The 18,983-nt window shown below is 70.2% G+C and carries 14 protein-coding genes; 8 read left to right on the top strand and 6 right to left on the bottom strand.

Going from position 1 to position 18,983, the window contains the following annotated elements; genetic code table 11:
- Nucleotides 1-14: 14 nt before the first annotated feature.
- Together IPH07_39205 and IPH07_39200 are read left to right on the top strand one after the other, a co-directional pair.
- Complete coding sequence (locus IPH07_39205; GenBank protein ID MBK6923482.1) at nucleotides 15-707, top strand: response regulator transcription factor; 693 nt, start codon at nucleotides 15-17, stop codon at nucleotides 705-707.
- Nucleotides 704-2,158: a HAMP domain-containing histidine kinase gene (locus IPH07_39200; GenBank protein MBK6923481.1), complete on the top strand. Its 1,455-nt coding sequence runs from the start codon at nucleotides 704-706 to the stop codon at nucleotides 2,156-2,158. The genes IPH07_39205 and IPH07_39200 overlap by 4 nt, the downstream gene beginning before the upstream one ends.
- Here IPH07_39200 and IPH07_39195 read toward each other — a convergent pair.
- The 3 genes from IPH07_39195 to IPH07_39185 all read right to left on the bottom strand — a co-directional run bounded on the left by IPH07_39195 (nucleotide 2,140) and on the right by IPH07_39185 (nucleotide 7,034).
- Nucleotides 2,140-3,459, bottom strand: coding sequence for a VWA domain-containing protein (locus tag IPH07_39195; GenBank protein ID MBK6923480.1), 1,320 nt, complete (start codon nucleotides 3,457-3,459; stop codon nucleotides 2,140-2,142). The two genes, IPH07_39200 and IPH07_39195, sit on opposite strands and share 19 nt — an antisense overlap.
- A 35-nt stretch (nucleotides 3,460-3,494) precedes the next feature.
- Nucleotides 3,495-5,606, bottom strand: a complete 2,112-nt coding sequence (locus tag IPH07_39190; protein MBK6923479.1) for a choice-of-anchor L domain-containing protein — start codon at nucleotides 5,604-5,606, stop codon at nucleotides 3,495-3,497.
- A gap of 192 nt (nucleotides 5,607-5,798) precedes the next feature.
- A complete protein-coding gene (locus IPH07_39185; GenBank protein MBK6923478.1) occupies nucleotides 5,799-7,034 on the bottom strand; it encodes a VWA domain-containing protein in 1,236 nt (411 codons plus the stop codon).
- A gap of 531 nt (nucleotides 7,035-7,565) precedes the next feature.
- Here IPH07_39185 and IPH07_39180 point away from each other — a divergent pair.
- Both IPH07_39180 and IPH07_39175 read left to right on the top strand, forming a co-directional pair.
- Entirely contained in the window at nucleotides 7,566-7,991 is a 426-nt protein-coding gene (locus tag IPH07_39180) for a hypothetical protein (protein MBK6923477.1), read from the top strand.
- On the top strand, nucleotides 7,988-8,701 hold the full coding sequence (locus IPH07_39175) for a hypothetical protein (GenBank protein ID MBK6923476.1): 714 nt from the start codon (nucleotides 7,988-7,990) through the stop codon (nucleotides 8,699-8,701). Before IPH07_39180 ends, IPH07_39175 begins: the two co-directional genes overlap by 4 nt.
- Nucleotides 8,702-8,778: 77 nt before the next feature.
- Here IPH07_39175 and IPH07_39170 read toward each other — a convergent pair whose 3' ends face one another.
- Both IPH07_39170 and IPH07_39165 read right to left on the bottom strand, forming a co-directional pair.
- Nucleotides 8,779-11,634: a tetratricopeptide repeat protein gene (locus tag IPH07_39170; GenBank protein ID MBK6923475.1), complete on the bottom strand. Its 2,856-nt coding sequence runs from the start codon at nucleotides 11,632-11,634 to the stop codon at nucleotides 8,779-8,781.
- 191 nt (nucleotides 11,635-11,825) lie between these two features.
- Complete coding sequence (locus IPH07_39165) at nucleotides 11,826-12,701, bottom strand: sigma-70 family RNA polymerase sigma factor (protein ID MBK6923474.1); 876 nt, start codon at nucleotides 12,699-12,701, stop codon at nucleotides 11,826-11,828.
- A 126-nt stretch (nucleotides 12,702-12,827) separates the two neighbouring features.
- Between IPH07_39165 and IPH07_39160 the strand changes: the two genes are divergently transcribed.
- Genes IPH07_39160 through IPH07_39145 form a run of 4 tightly spaced genes read left to right on the top strand, consistent with a single transcriptional unit; the run spans nucleotide 12,828 to nucleotide 15,861 of the window.
- Nucleotides 12,828-13,862 carry a hypothetical protein gene (locus IPH07_39160; protein ID MBK6923473.1) on the top strand — a complete coding sequence of 345 codons (1,035 nt, stop codon included), beginning with the start codon at nucleotides 12,828-12,830 and terminating at the stop codon, nucleotides 13,860-13,862.
- Nucleotides 13,863-13,912: 50 nt separating this feature from the next.
- Nucleotides 13,913-14,311 carry a transposase gene (locus IPH07_39155; GenBank protein ID MBK6923472.1) on the top strand — a complete coding sequence of 133 codons (399 nt, stop codon included), beginning with the start codon at nucleotides 13,913-13,915 and terminating at the stop codon, nucleotides 14,309-14,311.
- Complete coding sequence (locus tag IPH07_39150) at nucleotides 14,308-15,321, top strand: IS3 family transposase (GenBank protein ID MBK6923471.1); 1,014 nt, start codon at nucleotides 14,308-14,310, stop codon at nucleotides 15,319-15,321. The genes IPH07_39155 and IPH07_39150 overlap by 4 nt, the downstream gene beginning before the upstream one ends.
- Before the next feature lie 27 nt (nucleotides 15,322-15,348).
- A complete protein-coding gene (locus tag IPH07_39145; GenBank protein MBK6923470.1) occupies nucleotides 15,349-15,861 on the top strand; it encodes a hypothetical protein in 513 nt (170 codons plus the stop codon).
- 26 nt (nucleotides 15,862-15,887) lie between these two features.
- Here IPH07_39145 and IPH07_39140 read toward each other — a convergent pair whose 3' ends face one another.
- Nucleotides 15,888-18,881, bottom strand: coding sequence for a protein kinase (locus IPH07_39140; GenBank protein ID MBK6923469.1), 2,994 nt, complete (start codon nucleotides 18,879-18,881; stop codon nucleotides 15,888-15,890).
- Between the last annotated feature and the right edge of the window lie 102 nt (nucleotides 18,882-18,983).

Genomic DNA, 18,983 nt, shown 5'->3' with positions numbered 1-18,983 from the left:
CGATCGCGCGCGCCATGGCGCGCATCCTCCTCGCCGACGACGACGAAGCCCTCCTGCAGGTCCTGGGGGTGGCGATCGGCGACGCCGGCCACGAGGTGGTGCCGGTGGGCGACGGCCGTGCGGCGCTCGAGGCCTGCGAGCGCGGCGGCATCGACCTGCTCATCACCGACGTGAACATGCCGCGGCTCGACGGCTTCGCGCTGGTGCGCAACCTGCGGGCACGCGGCGACGCGCTGCCGATCCTGGTGCTGACCGCCCGTGACGACGAGATCGACGAGGCGCTGGGCCTCGAGCTCGGCGCCGACGACTACGTGACCAAGCCATTCTCCAATCGCGTGCTGCTGAGCCGCATCGCCGCGTTGCTGCGGCGGCAGGCGCTGCGCCGCGGCGACGAAGCGGTGGCTGCCGCCCGCCGCATCGGCGAGCTCGAGATCGACGACGCGCGGCTCGAGGTGCGCTGGCGCAGCCAGGCGGTCGAGACCACCATGACCGAGCTGCGACTGCTCGACGTGCTCACGCGGCGACCGGGCCAGGTCTTCTCGCGCGACGCGCTGCTCGAGCGCATCCGCGGCGACGGTAGCGTGGTCGCGCCGCGCATCATCGACACCTACGTCAATCGTCTGCGGCGCAAGCTCGAGGCACTCGACCCCGCCTTCGATCGCATCGAGACCGTGATCGGGGCCGGCTATCGCTGGAGGGATGTGTGACGCCGAGCTGGTCGTGGCGCTCGCTGCGGGTGCGGGCGTTCGCGATCACACTGCTCGTGGCCGTGCTGCCGCTGGTGATGGTGGCGTTCGCGAGCGTGTTCGAGTCCGGCGTCGGCGACCGCATGCGCGAGGCCACTGCGCTCGCGGCCAGCGAGGCCGCGGCGGACCCCGATGCGCTCGAGGCGATTGCGAGCCGACACGGCGTGCGACTGCGGCGGGTGGGGCCTGACGGGCGCGTGCTCGCAGCCGCCGACCGCCACGAGAGCGGCGCGCCCTCGCAGTTCGGCGAGGTCTTCTTCGGTCCCGATGGCGCACCGACGCTCGACGAGTTCGACGCCGAGCTCGGCCCGCTGACGACGCGCGCCGAGGTCGGCCGTGCCTTCGCGGGCGTCGCCGAGGGCGGCTGCACGTCGTCGACCGGCGGGCGCCTGCTCGAGTGCCACGCAGCCGCACCGATCGTGCGGAACGGCCGCGTGGTGGCGATCATCCACGCGCAGGACGCCAGCCGTCGCGCGATTCGAGCGCTCTACGACCTGCGCTACCAGCTCATCAAGCTCACGCTCATCATCGTGCCCTGTGCGTTCGTGCTGGCGTGGTGGCTGGGCTGGCGCATGGTGCTGCCGCTCGAGCGGCTGCGCGCGCAGGCACTCGAGCAGGTCGCCGCGCTGTCGCGTGGCGACGCGCTCGAGCTGACGCGCAAGGACGAGTTCGGCGAGCTGACCGGCGCTCTCAACCGCCTGATCACCGAGATCCGCGGCCACGCGCGCGCCCACGAGGCCGCGCTGGCCGACCTCGCGCACGAGCTCAAGAACCCCGTCGCGGCGATCCGCGGTGCCGCCGAGGCGCTGCAGCACAAGCCCGACGATGCCGATCGCACCCGCAAGCTCGCCGACTCGGTCGCCCGCGCCGGCGAGCGGCTCGATCGCCTGGTCCACCAGTTCCTCGAGCTCGCGCGAGCGGAGGCGGGCCTGGGCGACGAGCCGCGCGAGGCCACCGACCTCACGGGCATGGTCGCCGGCATCTGCCACAGCATGGCCGAAGACGTGCGCTACGGCGGCGTCGAGCTGCACCACAGCATCGTCGGCGACGGCGCCTGCATCGCGAGCGTGGTGCCACTCGGCATCGAGACCGCCGTCCGCAACCTCATCGACAACGCGCTGTCATTTGCGAAGTCGCGCGTGATCGTGGAAGTCCGCTGCGGCGAGACCATCGCGATCGCGGTGACCGATGACGGCCCCGGCATCACCGACGATGATCTGCCGCGGGTGTTCGACCGCTTCTACTCCAAGCGACACGCGGGCCACGGCATCGGTCTCGGCTCCGGCCTCGGCCTCGCGCTCGTACGGGCGATCGCAGAGGCGCACGGCGGCCACGCGAGCGTCCGATCGAAGCTCGGCGCCGGCAGCACCTTCGTCATCGAGCTACCGCGCGCTCAGCCGGCGTCGCAGTAGTACTCGGCGGTCACCGCACCCGACATCTTGAGCGCGTCGCACCAGCTGCCGCACAGCTCGATGGCGTCGTAGGGCCCGCCCGGGTTGGTATAGACCCAGCCGTCCTCGGTCGCGCAGTCCATCACCGCGGGCACGTCCATGTCCTCGATCACGACCTGCAGGAGATCGGGGAACGCCGGCTGGGGCGACAGCGGCACGACGCAACTCAGGGCGTCATCGATGATCTCTTGCAACGCGTCCTGCAGCTCGTTTTGGTTGGTCGTCTGGTAGAACTGCTCGGTGCCCATGTTGGGCTTGCCGCCGGCCTGGGCGACCTCGTTGAGCGCGTCGTAGGTGTTGGTCGAGTCCGGGAAGCCGTCGTTCGTGACCGCCGAGACCGCATCGACCGCATCGATACCGACCACGTACGTGGGGATCTCGTCGTCGGTCCACGCGTCACCCACCACGATCGGGAGCTGTGCGTCGTAGACCTCGAAGCGCTGGAAGTTGTTCGCCGCGGTGGCGCTGCAGTTGGCGGCACCGTCGGTCACGAAGACGATCGCGCGGGGGTTCTGCGGATTCAAGCCCACGAGGTTGTCACGCGCGAGCGTGATGCCGGCTGTGGCCGGCGTGCCGCCGTAGATGTCGGTGGCGGCCGCGGCGGGGATGCCCGCCAGGATCGCGTTCTGGTTCATCGGCGCGACCGGGATCTCCGGCGCGTTCGACATCGTGCAGGCGTTGGCGTTGTAGGTCGCGGTGGCGTTGACCGCGGGGAACAGCGTGACGCCGAAGTTGATCTGCGCGTCGAAGGTCGAGACCACGAAGTCGACCACCTGGTAGAGGCTGTCCCAGCGGGTGATCGGCGGGGTCCCGGCGTTGCCGTCGTGATCCCACGAGTTGCTGACCATGCTGCCCGACTTGTCGAGCACCAGCATGATGTTCGGCGGCAAGGGTGCGAGCGTCGCCATCGCGACGTCACACGGCACCACCGCACCGCCGCTGCTGCTACCGCTCCCGCTGTCGTTTGCAGTGTCGCTGGTGCTCGCGGTGGTCGCGGACGACGAGCCGCCGCTCGAGTCGGCCGTGCTGGTGGCGGTGGCGCCGGTGCTGCTGTCGCTGCCGGACGCCGTCGTCGACGCGGTCGTCGACGCGGTATCCGAGGAGTCGCTACTACCCGCGCTCACGGTCTCGTGGATGCCGCCCGACGCGGTCTCTTCGGTCTCTTCGGGCGGGGTCTCTTCCTTGCACGCGGCCGACAGCGCGAGCGCGGCGAGCAGCGGAGCGAAGGGGCGGACGGAGCGGGGGCGCAGGTACATGTTCATGGTCGTGGCTTTCGCGTGGAGAATCCGCCGTTCGATCAACCCGGCTGGACGCCGGGCTCGGACGCGTCGACCGACCACTGGAAGTCGTCGAGCAGCACCAGCGAGTCGTAGATGCCGTCGCTCGTGTCCCAGATCGCGAAGCGCAGCGTCATCACCTCACCGGGCGTGACGTTGCCGCTCATCTGCAGCCAGCCGGTGCCGCCGCCGTAGCGGCCGTTGTAGCCGCAAGACTGCAGCGTGGCGCCCATGGTGTCGAAGCCAGTACCGGACAGCTCGTTGGTGGCCGTGCAGCCGGCGTAGGCACCACCGAGTCCGCACTGCGAGATCGCGCCGTTGCTGCACTGCGTGAACAAGCCGTTCGCTGCCTCGAGGATGTTCACGCCGACCGGCCACTGGGTGATGCCGTCGTCGTAGATCGCGATGTTGCCGTCGGCCGGATTGGTCGCGTTGGTCGAGTCGACCAGCGCGACGAAGAAGTCGTTGAAGGCGGTGCAGACGTACTCGGGGTACTCGGCCGAGAAGAAGTACATCATCACGGAGAACGACTGCGCGTTGGTCGGCACGCGCACGTCGAGCGTGAGCATCATCGGGTCGTTGGCCTGATTGCCGTTGAGCGCCGGGCAGCCCGGAACGTTGGGCAGCGTGTTGCCGTTGGCGGCCAACCAGTCAGCCGGGAACCCGCTCGTCACGAGCATGTCCTGGCCCTCCTGGAACGCGGTGAACGCGGGGTTGGCATCGTTGCTGTCCGCGGCCGTGCCCGACGACAGCACCGCAAGTCGCGCGCCGTACTGCGGCGTGATGACGGTGCCGAAGCCGGATCGCACCGAGCGGGAATTGGCCGCCGGGTTCGCCGTACCGTCCGCGCGACGCAGCGCGGCGGTGCCGTTGATGACGCCCCACGTGCGATCGGCGGGATCGGCCGGGTTCAAGTCGGTGAACTGGCATAGATCGATCGCGCGCGCGTAGTTGTCGGCGCTCGCGGTGTTGCTCGCGATGCCGGCGTCGCAGGTCGGCACCACGTTGTCGGTGGTGCCGTCGCAGTCGTCATCGACGGTGTTGCCGCCGAACTCGAACGCGCCGGGGTTGACCAGCTCCGGCGCCAGGCAGCCGATGCCGATCTCGTCGCAGCAGTCACCGCCGCACTGCGTCCAGCCGTCGCCGTCGAAGTCGGGGTCTTCGTCGGTGGTGCCATCGCAGTTCTCGTCGGCGCCGCTGTTGCAGAGCTCGATCCCCGGCAGCACCTGGCCCACGCAGGGGCCGAGCGCGGTGCCCTGGGCGTTGCAGGTCTGCACGCCGTCGGCACACATCCCGACGTTCTGGGTGCCCATCGGGCCGGTGTAGCAAGCGTACTGCTGGTTCGGCGCGCAGGCGCAGGCACCGGAGACCTCACAGCCGTCGTTGGCGGCGCCGTTGCAGTCCTCGTAGCCGTTGTCGCAGCTACCGACGCCGCAGACGCCACCGCTGCAGTCGGCGGTGGCATGGTCGGGCGCACACGGCGAGTCGCAGCCGCCACAGTGGGCGACGTCGACCGCGATGTCGATGCACTCGTTCGAGCAGCACGCGAGACCGTTGGGACAGGCCTGCTGATCGTTGCAGCCCGGCACGCAAGCGCCGGTGTCACAGACGAAGCCGGCGGCGCATTCGCTGTCCATCGTGCAGCCTTCGCAGCCGTGGGTCGCGACGTTGCAGGTCAGATCACCTTCGCAGTCGTCATCGTTTGCGCAGCCCGGCACGCAGGTGTGATCGGCGTCGTTGCAGTAGTTGCCCGCGGTACACGGGTCGTCGTCGGCCGTGCAAGCCACGCAGGTGCCGCTGGCTGGATCGCACACCGGCCCGCCCGGGTCGTCCGCACAGTCGGCGTTGCCGGTGCAGCCACCGGGGCCACTGTCGCCGCTGGTGTCGACGGCGGCACCACTGCTGTCACTGCCTGCGGAGTTCGAGCCACCGCCGGTGGTGGTCTCGCCACCGCTCAGCGTGATCGAGCTCGAGTCGCCCGCCGTGAGACTGCCGCCCTCGGTGCCAGTGCCGAAGGTGACACCCGAGGCATCGCCACCGGGGCAGCCCGTCAACGCCACCAACGACAAGGTGGCCAGCAGCGCCGCTGCACCGGGCGTGGGTCGCAACGAGTCGAGACGAGTCCGCATCATCGCGTCAGGATATTCGCGGGCGGTTGTCGGCTCCAAGGAAATTGGATCGCGTTGCATGGTCGTCGGCTCGTCTCTCGAAGTGCCCGCTGGCTCGCGGTCGACGTGCGCGCGGGTCTGCACGTCCTTGGGTGAGCAATGCCTACTGGTGGGCGCCCCGTCGCGGCTGCGCGGGGCCTTCGCACGAACTCGGGATCAGCCGGCCGGCGGACAGCCGTAGGTCGCATCGACGGTGCCGACGGCGATGAGCTGATCGCACGCGCTGCCGCACAGCTCGAGCGAGTCGTAGGGCCCATCGGGGTTGCTGAAGACCCAGCCGTCCTCGGTGCTGCAGTCATCGACCCGCGGGATGTCGACGCCGCCGACCTGGACCTCGACGTAGTCGGGGTAGTCCGGCGGCGGTTCCAGGGGAATCACGCAGCTCACCACGGCGCCGGCGATTTCGCCCAGCGCGGACATGAGCTCCAGCTCGTTGACCGTGTTGAAGAACTTCTCGTTGCCGGGCTGCGGTCTACCGCCGGCCTCGGCGACCGCGTTCAGCTCGACGAACGTGTTGGCCTCGGGGACCCCGTCGGCGCCGACGCCCGCCAGCGCATCGACGATGTCGATGCCGACCACGAAGGTCGGCACGCCGAGGTCGGTGTAGGCCGACCCGACCAAGACCGGGAGGTTGTCGTCGTAGACCTCGAGCAGATCGGGCGGCGATGGATTGTCGGCGCTGCAGTTGGCGGCGCCGTCGGTCACGAGGATGAGGAACTTCGGCACCTCGGGGTCGAGGGTCGCGAGGTGATCGAGCGCGGTCTGGATGCCCGCGGTCGCCGGCGTCGCGCCCTGGATCTCGGTGGTCGCGGTCGCAGGGGGGATGCCGGCGAGGATGGCCGCGGCGTTCGTGGTCGCGACCGGGATCTCCGGCGTCGTCGCGACCTTGCAGGCGTTGGCCGAGTACTGGTTGGTCGCGTTCTGCGACGGAAACAGCACCCCGCCGAAGTTGATCTGGGTGTCGAAGCCGTCGACCACGAACTCGACGACGTTGTAGAGGCTGTTCCAGCGCGAGATCGGTGGGGTCATCGGATCGGCGTCGTGGTCCCAGAAGCCGTCCATCTCGCCGTTGCCGTCGACATCGTTGTCGCTGACCATGCTGCCGGACTTGTCGAGCACGAGCACGACGTTCGGTGGCACCGCCTGCAGCTCGTAGTCGACCACGCCGCAGTTGAGGTCGGTGTCGGTGCTGTCGGCCGAGCTGCCCGAGCTGCCGCTGCCGGTGTCCGAAGCCGATGCGGTGCCCGAGAGTGACGTGCCGCTCGGGGACGTCGTCACGATGCCCGACGAGCCGCTGTCCTCGCCGACCTGATCGGGCGAGGCCGATGGGCAGGCGGTGAGGAGCATCGGTGCGAGCACGGTCGAGGGCAGGTTCGAACGCATGAAGTCCATGGTGAAGGGCCAACGTAGTATCGCGGATGGCGGGCGCGTTTGCCTAGTGGTTGGCACGCAAGGGGGACGGTCACCCGCCGACGCCGACGCGCGGGCCCGCCGAGGATCGACACCGATTCGACACCGATCGAGGCCTCGACTTCCGAGTCCGCATGCATCGCTTCGACGACCGATCGCGGCTCACATCGTGGGCGCACGCCCACACAAGCCCTGCCGTCCCGATTCGACGACAACCGCCGCAATCGGGGTTCATGGCGGTTTCACCGGTCTTTGCCGCGCGTGCGACTGCACTGCGACGGCCGCTTCGCATGGCGATGGGACGCTCCGACCCGATGTCGTCCGCACTCTCGCTCATGTCGAATCTGCTGCAGCTGGCCGTCGGCCAACGGGTCGAGTACGAAGGTCCCGCCCAACGTACCCAATTCACGATCGCCGCAACCCTGGCCGCGCTGGTGTTCGCGGCCATCTGGGGCCCTGGCGGCCGGCAGCTCGTCGATCGTCCTCGCACTCGGCAACGCCTACAAGGTGCCGATGGTCGTCCTGCTCTCGGCGCTCTCGGCCATCCCCGCCGGACTGCTGGCCCTGCGGCTGGGCGCCCACGGATCATCCGCGCGGGAGCTGCTGCTGTCGTTCGCGACCTCGTTGTTCGCCGGCACGCTGGTGCTGGCGGTGATGTCCCCGCTGGTCGCGCTCTACTACCACACCAGCTCGTGGGCCGGGCCCTACCTCGGCATGGGCTCGGCGATCGCGGCGCTGGTGGTCGCGGTCGTGACGTTTGCGCGCAGCACGGTGGTGCGTGCCCCGGCCGAGATGAACCGCGGCCTGCTCGCGATCCCACTGTCGGTGACGGTGTTCGTGCAGCTGGCCGCGATGCTGCAGTTCGTGGCGATGGCGTCGCCGATCCTGCCCGAGAACACCGTCTTCGACAGCGGCATCGACCGCGTGGTGGGTCGATGAACGCCGCGTGCTGGTGGCTGGCGCTCGCGCAGCCGGAGATCGCCGCGGAGGCGCACCACCACGTCGCCGTGGTCGACGAGACCGTCCGGGTGGAGTGCATCCCCTCGCGTGCACACGTCGGTGAGGCGCTCGCGCTCGCCGTGCCGCTCCCGGCGGCTGCGAGCTCCGACGATGCGCCGGTGCGCGACGACGAAGGACGGATCGTCGCGCTGACCCCGGACGCCAGCGGCCACCTGCATGCGAGCCTGCCGCTGGCGACCGTGCTCGCACAGGGCGTGCTGCCGCTCCCGATCGTGCGTGGCACCGAGATCCACCGGCTCGTGATCGACCCCGAGATCGACTTCCGCGCCGCACCCGAGCTGGGCCTCGTCACCCACATGGGCCACACGACGCCGGCCGGCCTCGACCGCGCCGAGCGGGCGCGCGTCGACGCGCGCCTGCCGGTGGCGCGACCGCGCGTCGGGGTGATCTACATCGACACCGCCGCCGCGGTCCGCGAAGGCGGCGTGTTCGGCCGCGTCGAGCGTCGCGCCGAGCGCCAGCGCCGTGCCGCCGTGGTCGCCGGTGTCGTGTTCGCGTTCGTGTGCGGTGCTGCGATCGCAGGCCATCGACGCCTGCGCAAGGCCGTCGCCTACGAGCGCGCTGCGCAGGAGTTGGCCGCCGAGTTCGATGCCCTGCCACGGACGGACACCGGCGTGCGCGCGCCGTGATGGGACGACGCATGCTGACCCTCATCGTCTGGCTGCTCGTCCGTCGCCTGCGACTTCGACGTGCCGCGGCCGCGGCATCACTCGCCTTCGCCGAGCCGCTCGCAGCCCGCCGCAGCCCTGACCGCCGCAGCAGCGGCGTCGCAGCGCCCACGCACCTCGGCGATCACGGCCTGCGCGGCCGCGGGATCCTCGGGGCGCAGCGCGGCCGCGGCCAGGCCGGCGGCCATCACCGTGTGGCGGCTGATCTCCTCGTCGCGCGAGAGCGCGAGCGCCTCGCGCAGCCGTGCGAGCGCCTCGACGTTGCGCCCGAGATCCAGCAGCGTGCGCCCGGCGTTGGTCAGGAAGACCGACTGTAGCGGATCGTAGCCGCTGACGTGCGCGCGCCGCATCGCCAACGCTTGCTCGAAGCCGGCCAGCGCCGCCACGTGATCACCCTGCTGGCTCGCCACCCGTGCGAGGTTGGAGATGACGATCGCCTGGTTCGGGTCGCCATCGGGGTGCACGCCACGCTCGAGGGTGAGCGCCTCCTCGTAGGCTGTGCGCGCCTCGGCGTAGTGATGGAGATCGCCGTGGATGCCGCCGAGTTCGCTCAATGCCGCCGCCAGCAGCAGCGGCTCGGAGCGGCCCCTCACCGAGGCGACCGCGCGCGTGGCCTGCTGCACCGCTTCGTCGCCGCGCCCGAGCGCGAGCAAGGTCGTCGACAGGCGCACGCGACTCATCGCCGTCTCGGGGTGATCGACCCCGAGCATGCGCTCGCGCATCTGCAGCGCGACGATCAGCTGCTCGTGGCTCTCGGCATGGCGCCCCACCGAGTCGAGCAACTCGCCGAGCACGTAGTGGGCCCGCGCGAGGTGGGGATGGTCGTGGTCATGCAGCGCCGACTCCTGCGTGAGCGCGGCGAGGGCGTGGGGCTCGGCCTCGCGTCCGCGGCCGAGGTGGTCGTAGAGGCGGCTGAGCTCCTGGTGCGCGTCCGCGAGCGCCTCGCAGCCCCGCGGACACGCGCTCTCGGCCCGCGCGAGCAGCCGCTGCGCCGCCGCCAACGCGTCCTCGAGACGCCCCTCGCGTGTGAGCACCGCGATCTCGAGCCCGTCGAGCTCCGCGCGCGCCTCGAAGCTGTCGTCGAGCTCGACCGCGGACAAGCGCAGCCACTGCTGCGCCAGCGCGAGCTCGTCGGTGTGCGTGCCCGTGAGCGACGCCAGCTCCATCGCCGCGTCGGCCGCGGTGCGGTGATCGACGACGGTGCGGGCGACGAAGTATGCCTGCTCGAGGTGCGCCCGCGCGGCCTCGACCTCGTCGAGTGCGAGCTCGACGGACCCAACCCCGAGGCTGGCCTCGGCGACCAGCGGCGGGTATCCGATCTGCTGCGCGGCCTCGACCACGCCGGCAACGCGAGCACGCGCCTGCACCGAACGCCCGAGCTCGTACATCGCCCGGACGTCGGCGAGCTGCGTCCGCAACGCGTCGACCGCGTCCGCAACCGCGGGTGGCGGTGGCGACACGACCGCACCCTCGAGGTACGCCGCATCGCCGCACTGCTGCGGCTGAACCAGGCCGCGGATCGCCGGCTCGACGTGCTCGAGCGCGTCGTCGTCGATGCCCCGCAGCGCGTCGACCAACGCGACGAAGTCGCGACGGCGATCCTCGAGGCACCGCATCCGCCGGTCGAGCATCGCATCCGACTGGGTGTGATCGACGCGCGCAGCCATGCACGCGGCTCGGTGCTCCTCGACCCAACGCTCGCCGTAGCGCGCGAGCGCCTCGCTCGCGTCCTCGCCGGCTCGCGCCGACCAGCTCGCCGAGGTCGCAGCGAAGGCCTCGCGCACTTGCGCCGCGGTGCCGTCGTTCCACGCCTCGGCGAAGGCCAGCGCGCTGCCCTGACACGCCTGCGCGCGCGTGCGGGCCTGGAGCGCGGCCGCACCGACCACCAGGGCCCCTGCGGCTGCGAGCCAGGCCACCGCTCGCGCGCGCCCGCGGCTGCGATCCTCGAGCACCTCGGCGAGCGCGTCGAGCGACTGCCACCGATCTGCCGGTGTCGGTGACAGCCCGCGCATGATCGCGGCGACGATCCGCCGCGGCACGCCCACGCGCGCGCTCGGCTCGGGGGTCGGCGCGCGCGACATCAAGGCCCCGACCAGCGCCTCTGGGGTCGCCGCGCGGTGCGGTCGATGCCCCCACAGCGCCTCGTACAGCGAGACACAGAACGCCCACGCGTCGCTGCGTGCATCGGCGGGCGCGCCATCGAACAGCTCGGGCGCCATGTAGGCCGGCGTGCCGACCAGCACGCCCGAGCGCGTGAGCATCGGCGGTGTCGCGAGGCTGGCCGACGACGATGCGTCGGCCTGCGTCGCGGCGCCGGCCAGCCGCGCCGCGCCGGCCAGCGTCGCGGCGCCAGTCGGATCGGCGCGGGCAAGCCCAAAGTCCATCACGCGCACGCGACCGTCGACGTCGATCATTGCGTTGTCGGGCTTGAAGTCGCGGTGCACGAGCCCGGCGCGATGCACCGCCGCCAGGCCCCGGGCCGCCTGCGCGTACGCCTGCACGATTGCGCGCCAATCGGGCTGCACCTGCTCGCGCCACGCCCGGAGCGTCCGACCGCGCACGTACTCCATCGCGAGGAACACGGTCTGGTCGTCGTCGCCACACACGCCGACCTCGAACACCGCGACCACGTGGGGGTGGCTCAGTCGCGCGAGCGCGCGGGCCTCGGCCAACATGCGCTCGCGCGTGCCGTGGGTGGGCGCGCCGGCATGCAGGAGCTTGAGCGCGATGCGGCGATCGAGGTCGGGATCGTACGCCGCGTAGACGACCCCCATCGCGCCGGCGCCGACGCGCTCGAGCACCCGGAACCGATCGACCTGGAGCGCGCGCCCGGCCGCACCGAACAACGCCTCGCGGGTGCGCTCGCGGGCGAGCCCGGCCTCGAGTGCGACCATCGACGCGGCCTCGATCCCGATCGCGGCGAGCGTGTCGCGATCGGACCCCGCATCGGACGGCGCCGGCGTCGGGTACTCGGACAGGGTGATCGAGCCTCCGCCTTGGTTCTGCGGCGCGTCAAGGCGATCGGGGCCGCCGCCAGCCCGGCATTTGCGCGGGCGCCAACCCGAGAGGCAACGGCAGACTGGGCTCACCCCCGCGAGGCGTCGTCGATCAGCCCTCCGAGGCTGAACTCGATGCGACTGCGCGCCCAGCCGACCCAGCGCTCGAACTCCTCGGGCGCGAGATCGGGCTCGGTGATCAGGCGCGTGCGTATGCCCTCCGCGAGGGTATCGCGCAAGCGCGCGAGCCAGCGCGCGACCGTGGCCCGGTGGGCACCGTGGACCAGCGCGAGCTGATCGAGGGTGAGCCGATCGACGAAGCGATTGCGTAGCAGAGCCCGATCATCGGGCTCGAGCACTGCGATCGCATCGCGCAGTGCCGCGACCACACGGTCGCCGAACAGGCCCTTGATCAAGGACTCCTCGGGCTGCGTACCCAACACGTCGGCCGCCGCGATCTCGCGCTCGTCACCCTGCTCGCGAGCATCGCTGCGGCGCCGCCACGTCATGGCTTCGCGCACGGTCACGCTCTTGAGCCACGCGCCGAAGTCTCCCCGACCTCGGTAGCTCGCGAGATGGGCGGTGGCGCCGAAGAGCTTCACCAACACGCGCTGTCGGACCTCGTGGGCCGCGTCGCCCTCCAGCCCTGCACGCACCAGTGCGAGCCGTAGATCGTGTTGGTGGAGCCGCAGCAGCGTATCGGCGGCCCCATCGAGGCCACGTGCGCCCGCGAACGCCAGCGCCAAGCCCTCGAGGTCGAGGCGTGCGAGCGCGGGCAGCACCTCCGCGTCGACCACGGCCGCGAGATGTTGCAGGAACGCGTGCGCGTGGGCGGCGATCCCAGGAAAGGCTGCGAGCGCGCGCGCCCATGCAGCGTCAAGCTGTGCCTCGAGTTCGTCGCTGACCTGCCACTTGGCGCGCAGCTCGGGCGTCAGAGCGGCGCAGAAGACTGCGCGAGAGTCCATCAGGGTGGTGACCATCGCAACGGCCAGGATACCCGCGCCGCGCCCTCGCCGCTGCGTGCGCGCTCCAATGAAGAAAAAACGCCGCCCCGATGCGACGCTTCCCGAGTTCGTCGCGTCGACGCCTCGATGCGCTTCTCGAGCACGTCCCCCATCCGCGTCGGCTGTGCGCTATTGCTCTCGTGGGGCTGTGCCCCGACCGACGACGTCCGCAGCGAGGGTGCCGAGGGTAGTACCACGGCGGGCGAAGCCGGCACGACCTGGACCGTCCCCACCACCAGCAGCACTGGTACCGCGGGCGACACATCGAGCGGTAGCTCGAACGGCTCTACCGGCGGCACGACCGGCGGTCCCGACGACTCGGGCGACAGCAGCGGCGAGACCGGCGAGGAAACGCCGATGCTGCCGTTCCCGCGCCTGGGTGGCATGCTCATCGGCAACCCGAAGTCGTACGACGATCCTGAGTACCAGGCGGAGATCGCCCGGCTCGATCTCGCGGTGCTGGGCATGTACTACGGCTGGGGTCCCGGTGATGCCACGCCGGCATCGGCGATCGCCGAGATCCGCGCGCTGCATCCGGAAATGCTGCTCGCGAACTACACGATCATGACCGAGGTGCACAACAGCACCCCATCGAGCGCTGCACTGCGGGAGAAACTCGACGCCGAACTCGGTCCCGGCGGCGAGGGCGACTGGTGGGCCCGTGACGCCAACGGCAACCACACCGACTGGGCCAACGGCGGCTACGGTGCGTGGGACACGAACTTGACGCTGTTCACCACACCCGATGCCAACGGCGATCACTGGCCACAGTGGCTTGCTGGATCCGACCACGAGCGCTTGGTCGGCAACATCGGCCTCGATGTCTGGTACTCGGACAACAACATGTGGCGTCCGCGTAGTAACGCCGACTGGGACGGCGACGGCGACAACGACGACAACGACGACCCTGCCGTGCAGGACGCCTGGCGTGACGGGCAACGCGCCTACTATGAGCGCGCACGGGAGATCGCCCCCGAGATGCTGATCATGGTGAACGCCGACAACGACCTCTCGGGCGAGTACAAGCCATCGGACGCCGATCCCTTCGAACAGTACAAGAACATCGTCCACGGTGCCTACCTCGAGCACGTGATGGGTGCCCCCTGTGCCAACGAGGGATGAGACACTGCCGAGCCGGAATTTACTGAGGGGCGCGAGGGACCATGTACGAAATGACATCGAGCGCGAACCCACGGAAGGTCGAGACGGAGACCCGAGAGAGAGCGCATCGGCGGCGCTTCACGAAGGAGTACAAGCTGCGCGTGCTGCAGGATGCCGACGCCTGCACGAAGCCGGGCGAAGTGGGCGCACTGCTGCGGCGAGAGGGCCTGTACTCGTCGCACCTCACGAGCTGGCGCGGGCAGAGGCTCGAGGGTACGTTGAAGGCGTTGGAGCGCAAACGCGGACCCAAGCCGAAGCAGACGGCGGAGCAGGCCGAGCTGGAGAAGCTGCGGCGTGACAACGAGCGCCTGCGCGAGAAGCTGCGCAAGGCCGAGAAGATCATCGAGGTCCAAAAAAAACTCTCGGAGGTGTTGGGGCTGGACAGCGACGACACCGAGGAGCCGACGTGAAGGCAGCGGTCGACGAACTCGCGGACCAGCTCGGCGTGGCGGTCGCCTGCGAGGCGCTCGGCGTGCCGCGGAGCACTGCGTACCGCTGGCGGCAGCCGGCCCTGCATGGCCCCCGCCGACCACGTCGACGACCTTCACGCGCGCTCTCCGAAGCCGAGCGGACCAACGTGCTTGAGGTGCTCCACTCCGAGCGCTTCGTCGACAAGGCGCCGGCGACCGTGCACGCCACGTTGCTCGACGAGCAGCACTACCTCTGCCATCCCCGCACGATGTATCGGATTCTGGCGCTGCAGGACGAGATCCGCGAGCGCCGCGATCAAGCCCGGCACCCAAAGTACGCGCGACCCGAACTGATCGCCACGGCACCCAACCAGGTCTGGACGTGGGACGTGACGTGGCTGCGCGGTCCGGTGAAGTACACCTACTACCCGCTGTACGTGATCATCGATCTCTTCAGCCGCTACAACCCGGGCTGGATGCTCGCCCACGAGGAGAGCGGCGAGCTCGCGGCGAAGCTGATCCGCGAGGCGTGCAACCGCCACGGGATCGAACCGGGCACGCTCAAGCTGCACGCCGACCGCGGGCCCGTGCCCAGGGGCAAGACTGTGAAGCAGCTGCTGCGCGACCTCGAGATCACGGCGTCGTTCAGCCGACCGCGCGTCAGCAACGACAACCCGCACTCCGAGTCCGAGTTCCACACCCTCAAGTCGCACCCAGATTTCCCGGAGCGCTTCGAGAGCTTCGACCACGCGCGCGACTTCTGCCGGCGCTTCTTCGCCTGGTACAACGACGAGCACCGGCACTCCGGCATCGCTCGCCTCACTCCCGCCGACGTCTTCTTCGGGCGCGCCACCGAGGTCCTCGCGCAGCGCCAGCTCGTGATGAACGAAGCCTTCGCGAAGAACCCAGAGCGCTTCGTCGCAGGCCCACCGCAGGTGCCCACGCTCCCCAAGGCAGTCTGGATCAACCCACCCGAGAATCGCTCGGAGAGCGAGCTCGGACTTCACTAAACTCTCAACCCAAAAATCTCATTCTCGTTGACACATGCCGGTGCCAGCTACTCGATCGAGAACCAGCCCACGGGGTGGTACCGCGCGATGGAATGGTACCGCGAGGTCGGCACCAACCTCTTGGCACCGGCGTTGGTGATGTTCGAGGTGGCGCTACCCAGCGCCGACGCCTACCAGGACTTCCGCTACGCGTTCGCGACCACGCTGATGCTCGACGGCTATTTCTCGGCGTCGGTCGGCGGCTACCACGAGGTGCCATGGTTCGACGAGTACGATCTCGCCGGCAACTCGAATAGCAAGTGGCTCGGGATGCCGATCGATCCACCGCAGACCGATGCCTACCAGAATGGCGTGTGGATGCGTCGCTTCGAGCACGGCCTCGCGTTGGTGAACCCCAAAGGCAACGGCCCGCAGACTGTCGACGTGCCAGCGGGCTATCACCACATCGAGGGTACTCAGGCACCGACCATCAACGACGGCACACCTGCGATGTCCGTCATGCTGGCCGATCGAGACGGCCTGCTGCTGGTCGCAGACTGAGACCACGAGCGCTGCCGCATCCGTGGCTACCGTCGACGTGCGTCCGCCGCACTCGCAGTTGCAGCTCTGCCCCGCACCGTCGGGGCGTCGAGCTCGCGCTCGCGCTCGCGCAAGTCGGCTTCGATGCCGCGATCATCCGGCAAAGCCGACTGCGCCAACGCCCGGCGCGCGCGAGCAATCGCCTCTCGCGCGAGCTTCGGCTGCCCGCTGCGGGTGGCAATGAGGGCAGCCAAGCGCTCCATGTCGCCGCGCCGCAGCGAGAACTCGGGCCCGAGCGCAGCCTCGAATTCGCGCGCGCGGCTGATCGCAGCGGCGGCTGCAACCCACTCGCGCGTCGCCGCGTAGATCCGCGCACGTCCGAGCTCGGCCGCGTGGCGATCGATGTCGTCCGCGGCCACCTCGCGTGCCTCATCCCAGACGGCAAGCGCAGCGTCGTACTCGCCCACCCCATCCAACGCAGCGGCCCGGATCGAAGCCGCGAGGAACGACGACTGGCTGCCATTGACACGATCGATCTCCGCTGCGTCGTCGAGCCAGCGCAATGCGGCGCAATGATCGCCGAGCTCGGTCTCGAACTTCGCTACCGTCACGTAGTAGAGCACCAGCGCGGGGTCCTCCGCGCCCTGCCGTGCCCGTCGTCGTACGGCCACCTCGGCGAGCAGATCGCGCGCAGCCTCCCGCCGGCCTGCGAGCGCCAGGACCTGTGCGTAGTTGCCGATGAGTTCATCATGTCTCTCGCTATCGTAGCCCCAGCGCTCGAGCACGATTGACCTCGCGTCGTCGAAAGCCTCGATCGCCGCCTCCGTCTGTCCCAGCATCGCCCGCGCGACACCAAGCCCCTCCAGCGCGACTGCGATGTCGGGGCTGCGCGGACCGGTGTGGGTGGCCACGAACTCGATCATCTCCTCGTAGGCAGGGATCGCCTCGCGGATATGACCGCCCTCGAGGAGGCGGCGACCTCGAAGACCCAGCGCGCGCGGTCGCATCGGACTGTCGGCAGCGGCGAGGGATAGCGCCTGGGCGAGCTCACCATCGGCGATCTCGTACTCGCGCGCGATGTAGGCGATGTCGGCGGCAATCATGTGGACTTCGGCAGCGAAGTCCGGAGCCTCGGGGTCGCCGCTCACCTCGAAGTGACGGAGCCAGCGACGCGCGTCGTCGACCCGCCCGAGCTCGACCGCCATCGAAGCGGCGACCTTGGCGGAGTCGGCCGCGAGCAGCGTGTCACCGACCGCAAGCGCGCCCAGATGTGCGCGGCTGCTGGCCGCAAGTGCAGCCTCGTACTCGTGATCGCGCAGGAGTGCGTAGCCCCACACGCCCTCGGCGATCGCAATGGTCGCGGGCGAAGCGGCATCTCGAGCTTGCAGCAGCAGCGCGTTGGCGCGGGCGCGACTTTCGTCGGTGGCGTCTTCGTCGATCTCCCGCGCGGTCGCCGATAGCCGCCGCCGCAACACGGCGTCGAACGACTCGCCGACCGGCTCGTCGCGGGCGAGCCGGCAGTCAGTTGGCCGCGGGAGGTCGGCGACGACGCCATCGGCCCGCGTACGGGTCAGGTCGACGTCACCGACGGCATCGAACCAGCGCAGTAGCAGCGCGCGTTGGCGCTCGAGGCACGCCCGACGGTCACGACCTCGCTCTCGCGGGGCCTCGCACGCGATGGCGAACTCGGAGCGCCACTGCTGGACCGCCCGTGAGGCCGCCCGGGTCACGAACGCTGCTGGTCGGCGGTAGTCCTCGCCAGCGCCATCGACGAGTTGCTGGGTGGTGAACGCCGCCGCGTCGTCATCCCAGGTCGCGACCCGCGAGCCATCGACATCGTCGCACGTATCATCGGCGCCACGTGGTAGCGCGAACACTGCCGACAAGCAGGCGACGACTGTCAGCAGCGCAGCTGCGCTCGCGAACCCGTGCGGCCGCGCGGCGCTGGCGAGCGCGTCGCCCAAGCCGGCGAGATCCGGCCATCGCCGCTCCGGCTCAGGGCTCAAGCCCCGACGCAACACCGCCGCGAGCGCCCGCGGCAGCGGCCGCGGCGGGGGTGTCAGCTCGCCGGCGAGCACGGCGCGACGCAGCGAGTCGATGTCATCGCCCTCGAACGCGCGCGCGCCCGCCAGCGCCTCCCACAACGACGCGCAGAACGAGAACTGGTCGCTGCGTGCGTCGGCAACGCCGCCCTTCCACAGCTCTGGCGCCATATAGGCTGCGGTGCCGCGCGGCGTGCTGCGGCTGGCACTCGCGCCATCGGCGGTGACGCCGGTAGACGATGCCAAACCGAAGTCGACCACCCGTGCCCTTGCGTCGTCGCCGACCAACACGTTGTGCGGCTTGAAGTCGCCATGCGTGACGCCGACCGCGTGGGCGGCCGCAAGGCCCGCCAGTGCTTGGCGATAGCACGCGACGATCTCTGCCGTCGTGCGGCCCGGCCGACGCTGCCAGAGCAGTAGGGTCTCGCCCGCAACCAGCTCCATCACGAGCGCAGCACCTTCGGCCAGCCGCACCACCTCGAACACTTCGACGACGTTGGGATGGGAGACTTGAGCGAGCCACGTCGCCTCTTCGATGATGGAGCCCACTCGTGCGACGTCGAGATCGACGCGCAGGACCTTCACCGCGACTTCGCGATCGAGGCTTGGATCGCGCGCGGCCCACACCTCGCCCATGCCGCCGCGCCCAATCGGACGCAGGAGGCGATAGCGTCCGATCAGAGCCCCCGCGCGCAGGCGTTCGAGCTCTCCCACGCGACCGACCGTATCGTCGGAACCCCACACGCGCGCGAGCTGGGCCAGGTACTGCCGACACGCCTCGCAAGCCACCGCGTGACGGCGCACCTCGTGCGCGCGTGCAGGCGACAGCTCGCCGGCGAACAACGCGACCGCGGTGTCGTCGTCGACGTGGTCTGTGCCGGGCCCGTCCAAGATCAACGATACTAACGCGACGCTCGGCGCAAACCATGGATCGAGGCGCGTAGCCGTTGCGACGCTGGCGCGATGCCGGCGCGCGGAGATGTTCGCACGCACGGCCATGGCCGGCCGGTTCGCAGCACCATGAGCTGCCGCTCACCTTTGCCTCGCGTCGATGGACCTCGGACAAGGGCGGCGGGCTCGCGCGCGGCGCTGGCTGACCGC

The organism is Deltaproteobacteria bacterium (genome assembly GCA_016709225.1).
GTDB lineage: Bacteria > Myxococcota_A > Polyangia > Nannocystales > Nannocystaceae > Xiheibacterium > Xiheibacterium phototrophicum.
This window is presented reverse-complemented; position numbering and strand designations above follow the sequence as displayed.